Here is a 17,918-nt window from a genome sequence, read left to right as displayed (position 1 = left end):
CGATACAACTATGAGCAGCAGCACGAGGTTCCTGTTGCGGTGCCACGCTGGATTGTAGACACGCGGTCCGTTCTAGCCGAACACCGTCCTGCGGTACCCAACCCGCGCATATCAGTCTGACCGCGCGTCGCCACCTGACACGCTTTCCGACCAGCACCGGCTGGGCCAACAAGAGGCGCCGCCCGGATAGCTTCCGGACGGCGCCTCACCCTGTCCTCTCGACAGAACTCCCCTACATGTCAGTTGTCGTAGACGTCCGGATCCACGCCGTGGGCCCGGATTTTCTTGTACGTGGCGTTGCGGGTCAGCAGCATGATGCCACCAATGACGGCGGCCAACATGGAGCCGAACAGAATTCCCGCCCTGGCGTGGTCGTTGTGGGGGCTGCCGGTGCCGAAGCTCAGCTCGGTCACGAGCAGGGACACCGTGAAGCCGATACCGGCCACGAACGACATGCCGAACATGTCGGTCCAGGTGTAGTCGTTGTCCTTGACCGCTGGACTGAACCGGTCCATGAGCCAGGATGCGCCGAAGATCCCCACGGGTTTACCGATCAGCAGACCGGCCACGATACCCAGCGCCGCGGGATCAGTGGCTGCGGAGTTGATGCCCTCGATGCCGCCCACGGCCACGCCAGCGGATAAGAACGCGAAAATGGGGATGACCAGGCCGTTGGATAGCGGGCGGAAACGATGCTCGAGGGCCGGGGCCAGGCCCATCTCGGGGTCCTCGTGACGGATGACTCGGGGAGTGTTCTTCATGACGGGCACCATGAACCCCAGCAAGACACCGGCAATGGTGGCATGCACGCCGGCTTCGTAGACGAACCACCACGTGGCCACTCCAAAGGGCAACAGGATCACCCAGGCGGCCCAGTGCTTGGCGATGAACTAGTTGGCGTACTTGTGGGTGAGTACCCAGAGGATCCCGAGCAGCACGGCTGCGCCGCCCAGGAAGAGCACGCGCACGGAATCCGTGTACACGAACGCAATGATGATGAGCGCGATCAGATCATCGACAACGGCCAGGGTCAAGAGAAAGGTGCGCATGGCAGTGGGCAGGGCCGAGCCCACGACCGCCAGGACGGCCACGGTGCCGAGCCGCTGCACGTGATCCTGCCGGGCCACGACATGATGCTCGCGTCCCGTAACTCCAACGCCGTGCTCGAGATCGACGTGGACGGCAACGAACAATCCGACACCCGATACGGTGCGGGACGAACGAGCGGGCCCCCGCCCCGAAGAAGGGACACGAGATGACGCAGCGGACGCTGGTCGTGGGACTGGGCAACCCGGGGGACCGCTACGCGGGGACCCGGCACAACAGCGGTGCCATGGTCGTGGGGGCGGTCACAACGGGCTGCGGGACATCACCAAGGCTCTGGGAACCAGGGATTACATCCGGGTTCGCGTGGGCGTGGGTCGACCCCCGGGACGCATGGATACCGACGATTATGTTCTCAAGCGATTTTCCGGCGCGCAGGCCAAAGAACTGCCGCTGCTCATCAGTGACGCCGCCGACGCCGTGGAAATGCTCAGCGAGCGGGGACTCACCGACACACAACAGTACTTCCACCCGAGCAACCCGGCCTGACCGCCCGTCACGAGTAACGCGCCCGCTCCCCGGATCGGGGGAGCGGGCGCGTCTCCTGTGCAGCGGTGTGTGGGCGTCAGTCCAGGGTGTCCGGGTCGTGGCCGGCCGTGCGCATCGCCTTGTACTTCTTGTTGCGCGTGGCCACGAGAGTGCCACCGATCAGCGCGGCGAGCAGGGAACCGCACAGGATGCCCACCTTGGCGTGGTCGCCGTGGGGGCTGCCCTCTCCGAAGCTCAGTTCGCCCACGAGCAGGGACACCGTGAACCCGATGCCCGCGACGATCGTCATGCCGAACATGTCGAACCACGTGTAGTCCCGGTCCTTCTCCGCGGACGTGAAACGGTCCATGAGCCACGCGGCACCGAAGATGCCGATGGGCTTGCCGAGCAGTAGACCGGCCACGATGCCCAAGGCCACCGGGTCCGTGGCGGCGGAGGTCACACCGTCCCAGCCGCCCACGGCCACACCCGCCGAGAAGAACGCGAAGACGGGGATCACGAAGCCGTTGGACAGCGGACGGAAGCGGTGTTCGAGCGCGGGCGCCAACCCCATGCGCGGGTCCTCCTGACGGATGATGCGCGGCTTCTGCTTGAGCACGGGGACCATGAAGCCCAGCAGCACGCCCGCGATCGTGGCGTGGATCCCGGACTCGTAGACCAGCCACCACGTCACCACACCGATGGGCAGCAGGATGACCCACGCGGCCCAGTGCCGGGCCATGAACCACCCCATGAACTTGTGGGTGAGGAACCAGTACAGTGCCAGCAGCACCGCGGCCCCGCCCAGGAACGGGAAGTTCACGCTCTCGGTGTAGACGAACGCGATGATCGCGATCGCGATGAGGTCGTCCACGACCGCCAGGGTCAACAGGAACGTGCGCATGGCCACGGGAAGGGACGAACCCACGACCGCGAGCACCGACACCGCGAAGGCGATGTCCGTGGCGGTGGGGATCGCCCAGCCGTGCAGCGCGGTGCGCTCCGAACCGGCGGCCAGGTTGACCCCCAGGAAGATCAACGCGGGAACGAGCACGCCGCCGCACGCGGCCACGACCGGCAGGATCGCCTTACGGATGTTGTGCAGTTCCCCGTCCACGAACTCGGTCTTCAACTCCAACCCCGTGAGGAAGAAGAAGATCGCGAGCAGCCCGTCCGAGGCCCAGTGCCCCACGGTGTGCTGCAGCCCGGCCACACTCGGGCCCACCTCGGTGTCACGCAGCCCGAAGTAGACCTCCCCCCACGGGGAATTGGCGATCACGAGGGCCAACACCATGGCGATCAGAAGGAAGAGACCGCCGGTGGTGTCCCGGCGCAGGAAATTCGTGAAGGATCCACCGGAACCGGAGGACGTCTGCGTGTCTGTGCTCAAGACAAGGAACTCCCGTCACGTGGTTCACAGGTGAACCGCGGTTGTCGAGTAGGACGAAGGATGGCCGGGCGGGCACCGATGGTGCCCGCCCGGCCATCCTAGACCCGCGAGGCGCTCAGTTCTTGATGATCCACGCCTCGGCCTGGCGGGCCTGCAGGGTCAGGGCCTTGCCGATGTAGGGCTCGGCGGCCGCGGCGATCTTCTTGCCCACGAGCGGGATGTTGGCCTGCACCTCACCGGTGACGTCCACCGAGGTCTCGTCCTCACCCAGGGGCTTGATGGTCTGGTGCGCGGTGGCTCCCACGGGCAGACCGGCCACTTTGATCTCGGTGCGCACGGTACGGGTACCGTCCGCGGCGGGGGCGCCGTACGTGTCCACCTGGGTGAGCTTCACCCCGCCCTTGACGAACTTCTGCGCCACGTCCGGCAGCTTGTCCGAGCCCATGCTGCGCACGGTGGTCGCGGTGAACGCCGTGGAGGTGTCCCCGTTGACCTCGAAGGACTCGAACTGCGTTCCGGCCAAGGCGCTCACGTGACGGACGAAGGCCTCGTCCACGAACGTGGCCAGGACGGTGTCCACGGGGGCCTTGATGGTGGTGGAAGCGTTGACGGACATGATGCTCCTCAGGGTCGTCGCCGAATCGTCGGTTTCCGCGCGCCATGGGACACGGTGCGCGGGCTGCCCTCATCCTAGTCATCGGTCCCGCGACCGCGGCCTCCCGGATGCGCCGCGCAACCTGGGAAACCGGCATAATGGACTGTGTGAACACGCATCCCGCCTCCGCTCCCGTCCTGCTCGCGTGCGCCCACGGGACCCGCGACGAGCGGGGACAACGCGCCGTCGCCGCCCTGGTCGAGCAGGTGCGTGCGGCCCTTCCCGAGGTGGACGTGGTGGACACGTGGGTGGACGTCCAGGAACCCGACCTGGTGGCGCGCACCCGGGAACACGCCGAGCATCCCGCGGTGGTCGTGCCGCTGTTGCTCTCCGCCGGGTACCACGTGTTCGTGGACATGGCCCGGGCCGTCCAGTCCTCACCACAGCACGTCGTGGCCGCGGCACTGGGCCCCGACCGGCGCCTGGCGGGCGTGATGGCCCGGCGGCTCACCGAGGCGCTCGACGCCGCGGGCGCACCCGGTCTCGCACCGGCCGATCGCGTGCTCATGGTCGCGGCGGGATCCTCCGATCCCCGTTCGCGGGACGATTGCGAGCTCATGGCCCGATACCTCGGCGATGCACTGGGCACGCCCGTGACGGCCGCCTACCTCTCAGCGGCGCAGCCCTCGGTTCCCGATGCCGTGGCCGCCGCGCGCGCGGAGCTCGGTCAACACTCCGAACGGCCCGGCTCCCACGGTCGAGCATCGCGCCCGTACGCAGCGCAGAGCTCGGAAACCACGCCAGCCGATGCCGGGCGCGTGCTGCTCGTCCCGTACCTCCTGGCGCCGGGCTTCTTCCACGGTCGCGTCCTCACGGCCGGCGGCGACGTCGTGGCCGAGCCGCTACTCGTCCACCCCGGATCGGTGCCCCCGGAACTCATGGAGCTCACTGTGGAGCACTACCGCGAGGCGGCCTCCCGCGCGTGATCGCACACGGCCTTGACCATGGCCCCCAGGCGGAACCGCTCGGGCACCACGGCGTTCGTGATGCCCGCTTCCTCGAGCGGTTGTACACACACCGGCCCGATCGCCACCGCGGTGCACCGGCCCTCGCGTAATGCGCCCACCAACTCGTCGTACGCGCCCACCGAGCGAGCGGCGTCGAACAGCGCGTCCGCGGCGGGCGCGGCGGTGAACGTGACGTAATCGATCTCCCCGGCCACGACGTCGCGCACGAGCCCGGCCAGTCGGGAACCCTCGTCCGCGGACTCCCACTGATAGGGCGCCACCACGCGCACCGCGATCCCACCCGCGCGCAACCGCTCGAGCTGCTCCTCGTCCGTGGTGCCGTGCACCTGCACAGTCACGGTCGCGGGGCGCTGCGCCGCGGGATCCCCCGCGAGCACGCGGTCCACGAGCTCCGCGGTGCGCCCGGACGCACCCGTGTACGCGCACGTCACGCCTTTGGCCTGCAACTGCCCCCGGGCCTTCGCTCCGCGTGCCATGACGACGACGCCGCGCAGCGTCTTCAGCAGCTCGTCACCCAGCCCTTCCTGCTCGGCCACGCGCAGCCACCGGTCGAAGCCGTAGCCCGTCGTGACGAGCACGGCGTCCGGGGGAGTCGCGATCGTCTCGCGCACGGTGGCGAACACAGCGTCGTCCTCGTCCACCGGGGCGAGCTTGAGCGTGGGCGCGTGGAGCACACGTGCCCCGTGGCGTTCGAACGCCCCGCCCTGCTCGGCGGCGCGGCGATGCGCGGTCACGGCCACGGTCAGTCCGGTCAGGGCGGGGTGCTCAGCTGTTGTCATGTCTCCAGGGTACGCCCGGGCCGCCCGGTGCGAGTCCGGCCGTGGGAACGGGTGTCGGGTCCGCGCGCTCGCGTACGGGGCTGACCTCGCGTGAGTCCGGCCGACCCGGTGCACTTCTTGCGAGGGCATGGTCCGGACGGGGCGCTCGCGGGGGATCGTGTCCGACGTCCCGAGTAGGCTGTAGCGCGTTCCGTCGCGCCCGTCATGGGCGCGGGACCACAGGTCCCGATCACCGCACCCACCAGGAGTCAGCCACCCATGTCCCTGACCGGTCTGCTCACCGCGCTCTCCGAGGACCGCAGCTTCGCGAACATCCGCGCGCAGGCCGCCCGGCCGCTCACGGAACGCTCCGCCGAGACGATCATCAGCGCGACCGACGGCTTGCGCGCGCCGGTGCTCGCGCAGATCGCGCGAGGGCTCGCGGACGGGGCCGGGGCAGCGTCGTCGTCCGACGGGGCCGAGGGCGGTTCCGCGGGGTCCACCCCGATCCTGCTTGCCGTGACCGCCACGGGACGTGAGGCCGAGGAACTGCAGTCGGGGCTCGCGTCCTACGTGCCCGCCGAGCAGATCGCGAACTTCCCGTCCTGGGAGACCCTGCCGCACGAACGACTCTCGCCGCGCTCGGACACCGTGGGTCAGCGATTGAGCGTGCTGCGGCGCCTGGACCACGCGCAGGACGGGGAACAGGCGCTGCGCGTGGTCGTGGCGCCGGTGCGTTCGGTGCTGCAGCCCGTGGTCGCCGGGCTGGGTGCCATGAAACCGGTGACGCTGCGCACGGGCCAGGAGTACGACTTCCAACAGCTCGTGGCACGTCTTGCCGGGGCAGCGTATTCGCGCGTGGACATGGTGACCCGCCGTGGTGAGTTCGCGGTGCGCGGTGGCATCATCGACGTCTTCCCGCCCACCGAGGACCACCCGGTGCGCGCGGAGTTCTTCGGGGACGAGCTCGACGAGATGCGGTGGTTCGCGGTCGCGGACCAGCGCACGCTGACCGATGCCGAACACCCGTCCGTGATCGTGGCGCCGCCGTGCCGCGAACTGCTCATCACCCCGTCGGTGCAGTCGCGCGCCGCCAAGCTCAAGGAACAGCTGCCGGGCGGGCGCGAGATCCTGGAGCGTATTGCTGGCGGGCAGTACGTGGAGGGCATGGAATCGCTCGCGCCACTGCTCGCGGACGAGATGGTCCAGCTCATGTCCCTGCTGCCCGAAGGCTCCATGACCGTGGTGCTCGAACCCGAGAAGGTCCGGGCCCGCGCGCACGACCTCGTGGCCACCAACCAGGAGTTCCTCACGGCCGCGTGGGAGTCCGCCTCGGGCGGCAACGACGCCCCGCTGGACCTGCACGCCGCGCTCGACGCCGACGACGGCGCGTCCCGCACGCTCGCCGCCGGGTCCTTCCACACCGTGGGGGAGGTCCGGGAACTCGCGCTCGACCGGTCGGTGGGGTGGTGGTCCGTCACGGGGCTCAACGTCAACGCCGTGACGACCTCCCAGATCGACGCCGACACCGCGGACGAGGAGGTCCGGCTCGCGGACACCGACGCCGACACCCTGACCGTCACGGCGCGCGAACCCACCCGGTTCTCGGGGGACGTGGAGGCCATGCTGCGCTTCCTGGGGGAGCGCATGCACGACGACTGGCGGGTCGTGATCGTCACGGACGGCCCCGGACCGCTGCAGCGGCTGAGCGAGCTGCTGCACGGGGCGGAGATCCCCGCCGCCCGGTGCGACAGCCTCACGGAGGTGCCCCGGGCCGGTCTCGTGGAACTGACCACGGCCCGCGCCGGACGCGGGTTCGTCATCGAGGCCACGCGCACCGCCCTGCTGACCGAGGCGGACGTGCTCGGGCGTTCCACCGCCTACGACAACCGGGCGCAGCGCAAACTGCCGCAGCGGCGCAAGCGCAACCAGGTGGACCCCCTGGCCCTGCAGAAGGGCGACTACGTGGTGCACGAGCAGCACGGGATCGGGCAGTTCATCGAACTCGTGCAGCGACCGATCGCCGGGGCTATGACCGCCCCGGGTCAACCCAAGCCCGTGCGCGAGTACCTCGTGCTCGAGTACGCGCCGTCCAAGCGCAACGGTCCCCGGGACCGGTTGTTCGTGCCCACGGAGCAGCTCGACCAGGTGAGCACGTACGTCGGGGAAGCGCCGTCGTTGTCCAAGATGGGTGGCGCGGACTGGAACAAGACCAAGCGCAGCGCCAAGAAGGCCGTCAAGGAGATCGCCAATGAGCTGATCCGGCTGTACTCGGCGCGCATGGCGTCCAAGGGCTACGCGTTCGGCCCGGACACCCCGTGGCAGCGCGAACTCGAACAGGCCTTCCCGTACGTGGAGACACCGGATCAGCTCACCACGATCGACGAGGTCAAGGCGGACATGGAACGGCCCATCCCCATGGACCGGTTGATCTCCGGGGACGTGGGCTACGGCAAGACCGAGGTCGCGGTGCGCGCGGCGTTCAAGGCCGTGCAGGACGGCAAACAGGTGGCCGTGCTCGTGCCCACCACGCTGCTCGCCCAGCAGCACACCGAGACCTTCGCCGAACGCTTCTCGGGCTTCCCGGTGCGCCTGGCCACGCTGTCCCGGTTCCAGAGCGCCAAGGAGTCCAAGGCCACGCTCGAGGGACTGCGCTCCGGCGCGATCGACGTCGTCATCGGGACCCACCGACTGCTCTCCAAGGAGACCCAGTTCAAGAACCTGGGCCTGGTGATCATCGACGAGGAACAGCGTTTCGGCGTGGAGCACAAGGAGAAGCTCAAGGCCATGCGCACGGACGTGGACGTCCTGGCCATGTCCGCGACCCCCATCCCGCGCACGCTGGAGATGTCCATGACGGGCATCCGTGAGACCTCCACGCTCGCGACCCCGCCCGAGGAACGCCACCCCGTGCTCACGTACGCGGGGCCCTACACGGACAAGCAGGTCTCCGCGGCCATCCGGCGTGAGCTCATGCGCGAGGGCCAGGTGTTTTTCATCCACAACCGTGTCTCCTCGATCGAGGCGCAGGCCAAAGCGCTCGCCGAACTCGTTCCCGAGGCGCGGATCGCGGTGGCCCACGGGCAGATGAGCGAGTCGCGCCTGGAGCAGATCATCGTGGACTTCTGGGAGAAGAAGTTCGACGTCCTGGTGTGCACCACCATCGTGGAAACGGGCCTGGACATCGCCAACGCCAACACGCTGATCGTGGACCACGCGGACCGCTACGGGCTGTCGCAGCTGCACCAGTTGCGCGGTCGCGTGGGCCGTGGGCGTGAACGTGCCTACGCCTATTTCCTGTACCCCACGGAGAAACCCCTCAGCGAGACGGCACTGGAACGGCTCAAGGCCGTGGCCGCCCACAACGAGCTCGGCTCGGGTCTGCAATTGGCCATGAAGGACCTCGAGATCCGCGGTGCGGGCAACCTGCTGGGCGGGGAACAGTCCGGACACATCGCGGGCGTGGGCTTCGACATGTACCTGCGGCTCGTGGGGGAGGCCGTAGCCGAGTACCGCGGCGACCAGGACACGGGTCCCGCCGAGATGAAGATCGAGCTGCCCGTCAACGCCCACCTCCCGCACGACTACGTGCCCGGTGAGCGCTTGCGGCTCGAGGCGTACCGCACGATCGCGAACGCCGCCACGGAAGAAGCCGTCGCGGAGGCCGGCGAGGAACTCAAGGACCGTTACGGCCCGCTACCCACCCCGGTGGAGAACCTGCTCGACGTCGCCCGGTTGCGGATCAGGGCGCGCGCCGCGGGTCTCACGGACGTGGCCACCCAGGGCACCATGATCCGGTTCTCGCCGGCCGAGCTCACCGAGTCCCGCGAGATGCGCCTGACCCGGATGTACCCGGGCGCGCAGGTGAAGTCGGTCCCGGGGGCGGACACCCGCATGGCGCTGATCCCCAAACCCAAGACCGCGCGGATCGGGGGCAAGGACCTCGTGGACGGGGAGATCCTCGCATGGGCACGGGAGGTGCTGGACGCGATCTTCCCTCCGGTACAGGCACCTACGGAAGAGGTCTCGCAGTAGGGATAGCGCGGCCCCGTCCGGGCTCCGCCTCGCCCGGGTACTGACTCACCCCGGGTACCTTGGCGCGGCGTCGTCGCAGGCCCGCACACGGAAACAGCCCCGCTCATCCGGGTGGACGAGCGGGGCTGTCGTGGATGTGGTGCGTCAGTGGCTCACGTTGTCCTGGAGCTGACCCGCTCCGATGGGCTGGCGGGCCATCTCGGAGGCGTCGCGCGGGAGGTCCAGGGTGACTTCCTTGCCACCCGTGGAGTGCTTGGCGGTGCTGCCGTTGAGGATCGTGGTGGGGACCATGAGGGCCAGACCGTAGGCCAGGATCCCGAGCAGGAACAACAACCAGCTGTCCGGGTAGGACGCGAAGAGGTAAAGGCTCACCAGGATGGTGATGAAACCGCCGCCGAAGAGGATGGCGTTCTTCACGACGTCGTCCTGGCCAGAGTATTGCGGCTTGCGGCGGGACGCGGAATCGTGGTCGGAGCGGGCGGCCCGGTGGTCCTCGGTCACCGCGTGGCTGCCATCCTCCACCGTGCGCCCAGCGGAGTACTGATCGCTCGTGTGTGTTTCGGCTCTTCTGACCATGAGTTCACCCTTTCAGACCGCCGCGGCGGGCCCATTACGTTCCTGCGTCCAGTCTAGTGCCTGGGACCGGAACTTGCCGACATTCCGTCGATATCGAGCACCCGAACCGGCGCGCGTTCTCACAACTTTGCGACGACGTCCGCGAGCAGCCGGGAGATCCGGGGACCGGCGGCCTGGCCGGCCTCGAGCACTTCCTCGTGGGACAGTGGCTCGTCGCTGATCCCCGCCGCGAGATTGGTCACGAGAGACATCCCCAGCACCTCGAGGCCGGCGTGGCGCGCGGCAATCGCCTCGAGCGCCGTGGACATGCCCACGAGGTCCGCCCCGAGCACCTTGGCCATCCGAACCTCCGCCGGCGTCTCGTAGTGCGGTCCGGTGAACTGGGCGTAAACGCCCTCGTCGAGTCCGGGGTCCACCTGGTGGGCGATGTCCCGCATCCGCCGAGAATAAAGGTCGGTGAGGTCCACGAAGGTGGCGCCCTCGAGCGGGGAGTGTGCGGTGAGGTTGATGTGATCGCGGATCAACACGGGGGTCCCGGGCGCCCATGCGGGGTTCAGTCCGCCGCATCCGTTCGTCAGGATCATGGTCTCGGCTCCGGCCGCGGCGGCCGTGCGCACGCCGTGGGCCACGGCCCGCGCACCCTTGCCCTCGTAGAAGTGGGTGCGCGCCCCGATCACCAGGGCGTGATCCCCGTTCGTGAGCCGGATGGAACGCAGGGTGCCGCCGTGGCCCTGCAGGGCGGGGGCGGAGAAGCCGGGGATCTCGGTCGCGGGGATCTCGTGTTCGGTCTCACCGATGAGGTCCGCGGCACCGCCCCACCCGGAGCCCAGGGTCAGGGCGATCCGGTGCCTCTGCACGCCGGTGCGCTCACGCAGGACGTCCGCGGCGCGGCGGGCGAGGTCGAAGGGATCCGTGCAAGCCGTTGCGTTCTCAGTCACGGGCACCACTCTAAGCCGCGATCCACCGCTCGGACGTGAAAGGCCCGGGCAAGGGTCCTGCCGGCAAGGGGTCGTCCTCAACGATCGGCGGGAGGTGCACCCCGCATCACGTGGCCATTGAGCGGAGGAGCCGGATCGGACGCGGGCGGGCGCTGCCGGCGGAGTGAGGCCGTGAGAACCACCCCGACGACCAGGACGACGACGGGGACGACGAAAAGGACGAAGCCCAGGACGACAACAAGAGCGACGGTGGACATGTCTCCTCCTACGACGTGTGTTCGCTGACTCGGCCACTCGTAACCGGCCCGCGGAAGACCCGGACCACCATCATGGGCGGTAGCACCCGTGGTAAATGCTGCAACAATGGGGACCGTGAGTGTGCAGACTGAATTTGCGAATCCGAAGCTCGTGATCATCGGCGGCGGCCCCGGTGGTTACGAGGCCGCACTGGTCGCCGCGTCCCTCGGTGCGGAGGTCACCGTGATCGAGGAGCAGGGCATGGGCGGTTCCGCCGTGCTCACGGACGTGGTCCCTTCCAAGACCCTGATCGCGTCCGCGGACACCATGAACCGGTTCGCGGACGCCAAGGACCTGGGCGTGCACGTGGGGGACGGTCAGGACGCGAGCGAGGAGTTGAACAACCTCCGCGTGGACCTGGACACCGTCAACGTGCGCCTGCTGCGCCTCGCCGCCACGCAGTCCCGTGACATCAAGCGCGGCCTGGAGCGCGTGGGCGTGCGCGTGGTGCAGGGCCGCGGCCGCCTGGCCGATCAGCACACCGTGGTGGTCAGCCCCTCCGACGACGACGCCGAGTACGAACTCCACGCGAACGTCGTCCTGCTCGCCGTGGGCTCGCACCCCCGGGAGATGGACACCGCCAAGCCTGACGGCGAGCGGATCTTCAACTGGAAGCAGATCTACCAGCTCACCGAGATCCCCGAGAAGCTGATCGTGGTGGGTTCGGGTGTCACCGGCGCCGAGTTCGCCTCCGCGTACAACGGCCTGGGCTCGGAGGTCACCCTGATCTCGTCCCGCGACCAGGTGCTGCCCGGTTCCGACACCGATGCCGCCCAGGTGCTCGAGAACGTCTTCGAGCGCCGCGGTCTGCGCGTGCTGTCCCGCTCCCGCGCCGACTCCGTGGAGAACACCGGGGACGGCGTGCGCGTGACGCTCTCTGACGGGCGCAAGGTGCGCGGATCGCACTGCCTGCTGGCCGTGGGCTCAATCCCGAACACCGCGGACATGGGTCTCGAGGAGGCCGGGGTCGCCATGGACGAGCGCGGTCACATCAAGGTGGACTCGGTCTCCCGCACGTCCGTCCCCGGGATCTACGCCGCCGGTGACTGCACGGGCGTGCTGCCCCTGGCCTCCGTGGCCGCCATGCAGGGCCGGATCGCCGTGGCCCACATCCTGGGTGACACCGTGCACCCTCTGCACACTGGCGAGGTCGCGTCCAACATCTTCACGTCCCCGGAGATCGCTTCCGTGGGCATTTCCCAGTCGGACGTCGAGGCGGATCCCACGATGTTCACCGGCATGACCATGAAGCTGTCCACCAACCCGCGCGCCAAGATGATGGCCGTGGACGACGGTTTCGTGAAGATCTTCGCCCGCCGCGGCAGCGGGACGGTCATGGGCGGCGTGGTCGTGGGACCGCGCGCCTCCGAGCTGATCTTCCCGATCGCGCTCGCGGTGACCCACCGCCTGGGCGTGGACGACCTCTCCGACACGTTCGCGGTCTACCCGTCCCTGTCCGGCACGATCGCGGAGGCCGCGCGCCGCTTGCACGTCCACCGCTGACTGCCCCGCTCGGGCGAGCACCGCTCGTTCCGGCGGGCACGGTTCGCACCCCGGGTACGACGACGCCGCGGTGACCTTCGTACGGAAGGTCACCGCGGCGCCGTCGTCCGTGGAAGCGGAAGGCCTACTTGGCGGCCTTGGTGCCCACGGTGTACATGTTCACGTGCCGGGTCTCGGGGGAGAACCACAGCGCGATGAGCGTGATGACGGCGGCGAAGGACAGGTACAGGCCCACCGCGCCCACGCCGAAGCGCGCGTTGAGCAGCACCGCGATGTAGGGGGTGATCGCCGCACCCAGGATGGACGCGACGTTGTACGCGATGCCCGAACCGGTGTAGCGCACGTTCGTGGGGAACAGTTCGGGCAGGATCGCGGACATGGAACCGAACGTCAGGCCCATGAGGGTCATGCCGATCGTGAGGAAGACCAGCACGCGCAGTAGGGACGCATCCGCGCCCGTGCCCACGAGGTCGGGGTTCATGATCAGGGCGAAGCTCAGGCCGAACAGCAGGATGAGGCTCGTGATCAGGAGCTGCGAGGAGCGGCGGCCGTAGCGGTCCGCGAGCCAGCCCGAGACGGGGACCATGGCGGCGAACAGCAGCACGGCGAGCAACTGCAGGATCAGGAACGTGCGGTACTCGATGCCCAGCCCACCGGTCTCCGGCTTGCCGATTCCGTAGGACAGCACCCATGCGGTCATCAGGTAGAACAGAACGTACGTGGCGAGCATGATGAACGTGCCCTGGATGATCTGCACCCACGACGTCTTGAAGACCTCCGCTACGGGGGCCTTGACCTTCTCACCCTGCTGTTCCGCGCGCTGGAACACCGGGGTCTCTTCCAGCTTGATCCGCACCCACAGGCCCAGCAAGACCATGACCACGGACGCGAGGAACGGGATTCGCCAGCCCCACACCAGGAACGGGTGGCCCGTGCCCAGGTGGTGACCCGCGGTGCCGAACTGCATGACCACGGTCAGCAGCAGGAAGAAGCCGTTGGCCAGGATGAACCCGAACGGCGCGCCGAGTTGCGGCCACATTGCGGCGCGGGCCCGTTTGCCCTCCTCCGCGTACTCGGTCGCGAGCAGGGAGGCACCGGACCATTCGCCGCCCAGTCCCAGGCCCTGACAGAAGCGCAGGATCGTGAGGATCAGGGGAGCCCAGATGCCGATCTGGTAGAACGTGGGCAACAGGCCGATCAGGAACGTGGCGATACCCATGGTCAGCAGTGCGCCGATCAGGGTGGCCTTACGCCCGATCCGGTCCCCGTAATGACCGAAGATCACGGAGCCGATGGGCCGGCCGAAGAACGCGGCGGCGAACGTGGCCATGGAGGCCAGCAGTTTGGCGGTGTCGTTCTCGCCCGTGAAGAACAGGGCGGGGAACACGGCCACCGCAGCGGTCGCGTACACGTAGAAGTCGTAGAACTCGATCGTGGTTCCCGCGAGGGACGCCAGGATCACGCGGCTGCGGGGCACACGTGATTGCTCCGCGGGGGATCCCGGATCCACGGTGGACACGGTGGAAGACATGAAGAACCTCACAGGGACTCAGGGGCGAAATGCCTTCAAGATAAGACCGGCCATACCGCATGGTGAATTCTGGCGTCCACATTCTGAGATGGAACCTCAACGTCGCTCAGTTCGCGTGCTGGGCCGGTCTCGTCGTCGAGCGGGTGCGTAGCGGCCCCGGTCCTGTTCCGAACCGGGGCCGCTACGACGGATTGGTGGGAGCTCCGGGGCGATGCCCCGGCCCCGTAAAGCGATGCGCCGGGGCGTCAGCCCGTGATGGAGGCCAGCACGGTGCCGGCGGAGACGGTGTCCCCCTCGGACACGTCCAGGTCTTTGATCACACCGGACTTGTGGGCGGTGAGCGGCTGCTCCATCTTCATGGCTTCGAGCACCACGATCAGGTCCCCCTCGGAGACCTCGTCCCCGTTGGCCACGGCGATCTTCACGATCGTGCCCTGCATGGGTGAGGAGAGGGAATCCCCCGAGGCTCCGCGGGCCGCCGTGCCGCGTCCGCTGCGCTGCTTGCGTGCCTTGGGCTGGGCCGCGTCCGGGCGGGCCGCACCTCCCAGCTGCGGCATGGTCACCTCGAGGCGCTTACCGCCCACCTCCACAATGACGCTCTGCCGTTCGGGTTCGTCCGCCGAGGGTTCGGGTGCCACGGTGAAGGGCTCGATCCGGTTGTCGAACTCCGTCTCGATCCACCGGGTGTGCACGGTGAAGGGGGTGTCGTCCGGGGTTGCGAACGCGGGATCGCTCACCACGGCCCGGTGAAACGGGACGACAGTGGGCATGCCCTCGATCGTCAGTTCCTGCAGGGCCCGGCGGGACCGTTCGAGGGCCTGCGTGCGGGTCGCACCGGTCACCACGAGCTTGGCGAGCATCGAGTCGAAGTTCCCGCCCACGGTCTCGCCGGCCTCCACGCCGGAGTCCACGCGCACGCCCGGCCCGGAGGGCACGGTGAACGTGGTGAGCGTGCCGGGGGAGGGCATGAAGTTGCGGCCGGCGTCCTCGCCGTTGATCCGGAACTCGAAGCTGTGTCCGCGGATCTCGGGGTCGTCGTAGCCGAGAGCCTCACCGCGGGCGATGCGGAACTGCTCCCGCACCAGGTCCAGTCCCGAGACCTCCTCCGACACGGGGTGCTCCACTTGTAGGCGCGTATTGACCTCCAGGAAGGAGATCGTCCCGTCCTGGCCCACGAGGAACTCGCACGTCCCTGCGCCCTGGTACTGGGCTTCCTTGAGGATGGCCTTGGAGGACTCGTAGAGCCGCTCGATCTGCTCGTCCGACAGGAACGGCGCGGGTGCCTCCTCCACGAGCTTCTGATTGCGCCGCTGCAGCGAGCAGTCGCGCGTGGACACCACGACGACGCTGCCGAACTGGTCCGCGAGGCACTGGGTCTCCACGTGGCGGGGTGCGTCCAGGAACCGTTCCACGAAGCACTCACCGCGGCCGAACGCGGCGGTAGCCTCGCGCACGGCCGATTCGTAGAGCTCGGGGATCGCGTCGCGCTCACGCACCACCTTGATGCCACGGCCGCCACCACCGAAGGCGGCCTTGATCGCGATCGGTAGGCCGTGTTCGTCCGCGAAGTCCAGGACCTCCTGGGCCGAGGACACCGGGTCGGCGGTGCCGGGGACCTGCGGCGCCTCGACCTTCTCCGCGATGTGGCGGGCCGCGACCTTGTCACCGAGCTGGGCTATCGCCGCCGGGGGAGGGCCGATCCATGTGAGTCCCGCCGCGATCACCGCGGAGGCGAATTCCGCGTTCTCGGACAGGAACCCGTAACCGGGGTGGACGGAGTCAGCACCGGCGCGTCGAGCGGCGTCGAGGATCTTGTCGATCCGCAGGTAGGAGTCCGCGGCGGTCGTCCCGCCCAGTGAGTACGCCTCGTCCGCCATGCGCACGTGCAGCGCATCCCGGTCCGGGTCCGCGTAGACGGCCACGGAGGCGATGCCCTCGTCGCGCGCGGCGCGGATCACGCGCACCGCGATCTCCCCTCGGTTGGCCACGAGGACCTTGGTGACGGGGCGGGTTGCGGTGGCGGCCTCTTGCTGCCGCGAGGTGGTTGTCACGTGATAGCTCCTTGTCGACTCTCTGCCGAAAGGTTAGTGCCCCGTGCCGGGGAACGCCTAAGCGCGGGGGCACCGCGGTGCGGTAACTGTGGAAGATCTACAAATCATTGCGCCCCGCCCTGTGCTGCGGCACCCCACCACGAGGACGCCCGGATCCCTACCCCGGCGAGCAGGGTACGCAGGGTGGACAGGCTCAGCCCGATCACGGCGTTCGGATCCCCGTCCACCCGTTCGATGAACTGGGATCCCCGCCCGTCCAGGGTGAAGGAGCCTGCGACCTGGAGGGGCTCACCCGTGGCCACGTAGTCCTCGATCTCCGCGCGTGTCATGGTGGCGAAGTGCACGTCCGCGGAACAGACCAGGCCGTTGCCGGAAGCCTCGCCCGTGCGCGCATCCACGAGCCAGTGGCCCGTGTGCAGCGTGCCCGTGCGCCCGCTCATGGCGCTGATGCGCTCGATCGCGATGTCCGGCTCGTACGGCTTGCCGTAGGGGGCGCCGTCGAGCTCGAACACGGAGTCGCAACCCAGCACGAGCCGCCCCTCCGCTTCCGGAAGCGCTGCGACGGCCTCCGCCTTGGCCCGTGCCAGTAGCAAGGCGGTCTCTGCGGGGGTCTCGGGGGCTTCCGCGGCCACGAGGGCGTCCTCGTCCACGTGGGAGACGACGGCGCGGTACGGGATGTGCGCGCGCTCCAACAGGGATGCGCGCGCCGGTGATTGCGAGGCCAGGACGAGAGCGGGGTGCACGCCCCTCACTCTACGGCGGATCGGGTGAGGGGACGTCGGTCCGGTGAGGAGGGGTGTGCTCGCGGGAGGGCCGCGATCATACAAATAGGGGCAACCTCAAGCATCTGGATGTACCCTGTTACGTCGGCCGCGCGCGTGGAGAGGGAGGTGGCCCGGATGGTCGAGATCGTGCGTCGTGGTGCGCGCATCCCACGGGACCTCTCCGGCGTCACCGGGTCCCGACCAGCGACAGCATCCCACGCCTCGAACGGGCCCGCGCTGTCCCTCGGGACCGGGCTGGCGAACGGGCCGTCCATAGGAGCCGGGCTCCCGCACGGGCCGTGGCTCTCGGACGGCATCGGCCTTACGAACGCCACCGGGACACCACCGGCGCGGCCTTCGCGATGGCTGTCCCGCCCCCTGACGTCGATACTGCTGGACGCCCTGGCCGTGACCCTGGCCCTGATCCTTGCCAACCAGGTGGTGGCTCGAGGCGCGGTGATCGCCCTGCCGGGCGACGCCGGACTCACGTACCCGCAACTGTCCGTTCCACTGGGAACGGGGTGGCTCGCGGCGCTCGCCACATGCCGACGGGCCGTGCGGCTGCCCCGTGGTTATTGGCGCACCGAGTGCCGCTGTATCGCTCGTGCCGCGTTCATCGTGCTCGGTGCGGTGTGCATGGCGGCCGTGGTCCTACCGCTCGACATCGACCGCCCGTTCATGGCCGTGACGTTCGCCGCGGGGCTGCTCCTGCAGCTCGTGAGCCGGTGGCTCATCCGGCGCGCCGCCCTCCGCCGACGGGACGACCGCGCGCGAACGGCGGGTCCGCACCTGGGATCCGAGGCGCGGAGCGCCGCCGTTCACGAGTGACGCGGGCCCGATGAAGGTGCTTCCTCGCTGTTGTGGGGGATGAGGTTGTTGG

General features: G+C 68.8%; 12 protein-coding genes and 3 pseudogenes. 6 read left to right on the top strand and 9 right to left on the bottom strand.

The genetic code is table 11. The annotated features are described in order from the left end of the window. Positions 1-239: 239 nt before the first annotated feature. A pseudogene (locus ACW9PK_RS02070) lies at positions 240-1,049 on the bottom strand (Na+/H+ antiporter NhaA). 206 nt (positions 1,050-1,255) lie between these two features. Here ACW9PK_RS02070 and ACW9PK_RS02065 point away from each other — a divergent pair. Continuing rightward, a pseudogene (locus ACW9PK_RS02065) lies at positions 1,256-1,321 on the top strand (aminoacyl-tRNA hydrolase); the annotation flags it as partial. Positions 1,322-1,335: 14 nt separating this feature from the next. Beyond that, a pseudogene (locus ACW9PK_RS02060) lies at positions 1,336-1,593 on the top strand (aminoacyl-tRNA hydrolase); the annotation flags it as partial. A gap of 76 nt (positions 1,594-1,669) precedes the next feature. On the opposite strand, the gene nhaA reads toward ACW9PK_RS02060, so the two are convergent. Beyond that, entirely contained in the window at positions 1,670-2,962 is a 1,293-nt protein-coding gene (gene nhaA / locus ACW9PK_RS02055; protein ID WP_144931299.1) for a Na+/H+ antiporter NhaA, read from the bottom strand. 115 nt (positions 2,963-3,077) lie between these two features. Continuing rightward, positions 3,078-3,578, bottom strand: a complete 501-nt coding sequence (locus tag ACW9PK_RS02050) for a DUF2505 domain-containing protein (protein WP_035963632.1) — start codon at positions 3,576-3,578, stop codon at positions 3,078-3,080. Between the two features lie 137 nt (positions 3,579-3,715). Between ACW9PK_RS02050 and ACW9PK_RS02045 the strand changes: the two genes are divergently transcribed. After that, on the top strand, positions 3,716-4,543 hold the full coding sequence (locus ACW9PK_RS02045; protein WP_085106945.1) for a sirohydrochlorin chelatase: 828 nt from the start codon (positions 3,716-3,718) through the stop codon (positions 4,541-4,543). Here the strand turns inward: ACW9PK_RS02045 and ACW9PK_RS02040 are convergent. Beyond that, on the bottom strand, positions 4,516-5,364 hold the full coding sequence (locus ACW9PK_RS02040; protein ID WP_457016336.1) for a uroporphyrinogen-III synthase: 849 nt from the start codon (positions 5,362-5,364) through the stop codon (positions 4,516-4,518). The two genes, ACW9PK_RS02045 and ACW9PK_RS02040, sit on opposite strands and share 28 nt — an antisense overlap. Before the next feature lie 258 nt (positions 5,365-5,622). Between ACW9PK_RS02040 and mfd the strand changes: the two genes are divergently transcribed. Beyond that, complete coding sequence (gene mfd, locus ACW9PK_RS02035; RefSeq protein WP_457016335.1) at positions 5,623-9,378, top strand: transcription-repair coupling factor; 3,756 nt, start codon at positions 5,623-5,625, stop codon at positions 9,376-9,378. 144 nt (positions 9,379-9,522) lie between these two features. Here mfd and ACW9PK_RS02030 read toward each other — a convergent pair whose 3' ends face one another. Together ACW9PK_RS02030 and ACW9PK_RS02025 are read right to left on the bottom strand one after the other, a co-directional pair. Next, positions 9,523-9,954, bottom strand: a complete 432-nt coding sequence (locus ACW9PK_RS02030) for a hypothetical protein (protein ID WP_098053338.1) — start codon at positions 9,952-9,954, stop codon at positions 9,523-9,525. Between the two features lie 119 nt (positions 9,955-10,073). Further along, positions 10,074-10,892: a purine-nucleoside phosphorylase gene (locus tag ACW9PK_RS02025; protein WP_457016334.1), complete on the bottom strand. Its 819-nt coding sequence runs from the start codon at positions 10,890-10,892 to the stop codon at positions 10,074-10,076. A gap of 363 nt (positions 10,893-11,255) precedes the next feature. Here ACW9PK_RS02025 and ACW9PK_RS02020 point away from each other — a divergent pair, with 363 nt between their 5' ends. Beyond that, positions 11,256-12,692, top strand: coding sequence for an NAD(P)H-quinone dehydrogenase (locus ACW9PK_RS02020; protein ID WP_085106941.1), 1,437 nt, complete (start codon positions 11,256-11,258; stop codon positions 12,690-12,692). 124 nt (positions 12,693-12,816) lie between these two features. Here ACW9PK_RS02020 and ACW9PK_RS02015 read toward each other — a convergent pair whose 3' ends face one another. From ACW9PK_RS02015 to ACW9PK_RS02005, 3 genes are all read right to left on the bottom strand, one after another. After that, positions 12,817-14,223 (bottom strand): MFS transporter, encoded by a 1,407-nt coding sequence (locus tag ACW9PK_RS02015; protein WP_457016333.1) that lies wholly within the window; start codon positions 14,221-14,223, stop codon positions 12,817-12,819. A gap of 245 nt (positions 14,224-14,468) precedes the next feature. Next, positions 14,469-16,274, bottom strand: coding sequence for an ATP-binding protein (locus ACW9PK_RS02010; RefSeq protein ID WP_457016332.1), 1,806 nt, complete (start codon positions 16,272-16,274; stop codon positions 14,469-14,471). Positions 16,275-16,378: 104 nt separating this feature from the next. Continuing rightward, complete coding sequence (locus ACW9PK_RS02005; protein WP_368836126.1) at positions 16,379-17,017, bottom strand: nucleoside triphosphate pyrophosphatase; 639 nt, start codon at positions 17,015-17,017, stop codon at positions 16,379-16,381. Positions 17,018-17,173: 156 nt separating this feature from the next. On the opposite strand from ACW9PK_RS02005, the gene ACW9PK_RS02000 reads away from it, so the two are divergent. Then, positions 17,174-17,866 (top strand): hypothetical protein, encoded by a 693-nt coding sequence (locus tag ACW9PK_RS02000; RefSeq protein WP_085106938.1) that lies wholly within the window; start codon positions 17,174-17,176, stop codon positions 17,864-17,866. The last annotated feature ends 52 nt before the right edge of the window (positions 17,867-17,918 follow it).

The organism is Kocuria sp. MNB10, assembly GCF_054073685.1.
Note: the sequence above shows the minus strand (reverse complement) of the source record. Positions and strands in the feature narration are given on the sequence as shown.

What these genes read in the sequence shown, in the direction of transcription:
- ACW9PK_RS02020 (WP_085106941.1), top strand. Translation starts at nt 11,256, where the DNA reads ATGGGGACCGTGAGTGTGCAGACTGAATTTGCGAATCCGAAGCTCGTG.
- mfd (WP_457016335.1), top strand. Translation starts at nt 5,623, where the DNA reads ATGTCCCTGACCGGTCTGCTCACCGCGCTCTCCGAGGACCGCAGCTTC.
- ACW9PK_RS02030 (WP_098053338.1), bottom strand. Translation starts at nt 9,954, where the DNA reads ATGGTCAGAAGAGCCGAAACACACACGAGCGATCAGTACTCCGCTGGG.
- ACW9PK_RS02045 (WP_085106945.1), top strand. Translation starts at nt 3,716, where the DNA reads ATGGACTGTGTGAACACGCATCCCGCCTCCGCTCCCGTCCTGCTCGCG.
- ACW9PK_RS02000 (WP_085106938.1), top strand. Translation starts at nt 17,174, where the DNA reads ATGGTCGAGATCGTGCGTCGTGGTGCGCGCATCCCACGGGACCTCTCC.
- ACW9PK_RS02040 (WP_457016336.1), bottom strand. Translation starts at nt 5,364, where the DNA reads ATGACAACAGCTGAGCACCCCGCCCTGACCGGACTGACCGTGGCCGTG.
- ACW9PK_RS02015 (WP_457016333.1), bottom strand. Translation starts at nt 14,223, where the DNA reads ATGTCTTCCACCGTGTCCACCGTGGATCCGGGATCCCCCGCGGAGCAA.
- ACW9PK_RS02050 (WP_035963632.1), bottom strand. Translation starts at nt 3,578, where the DNA reads ATGTCCGTCAACGCTTCCACCACCATCAAGGCCCCCGTGGACACCGTC.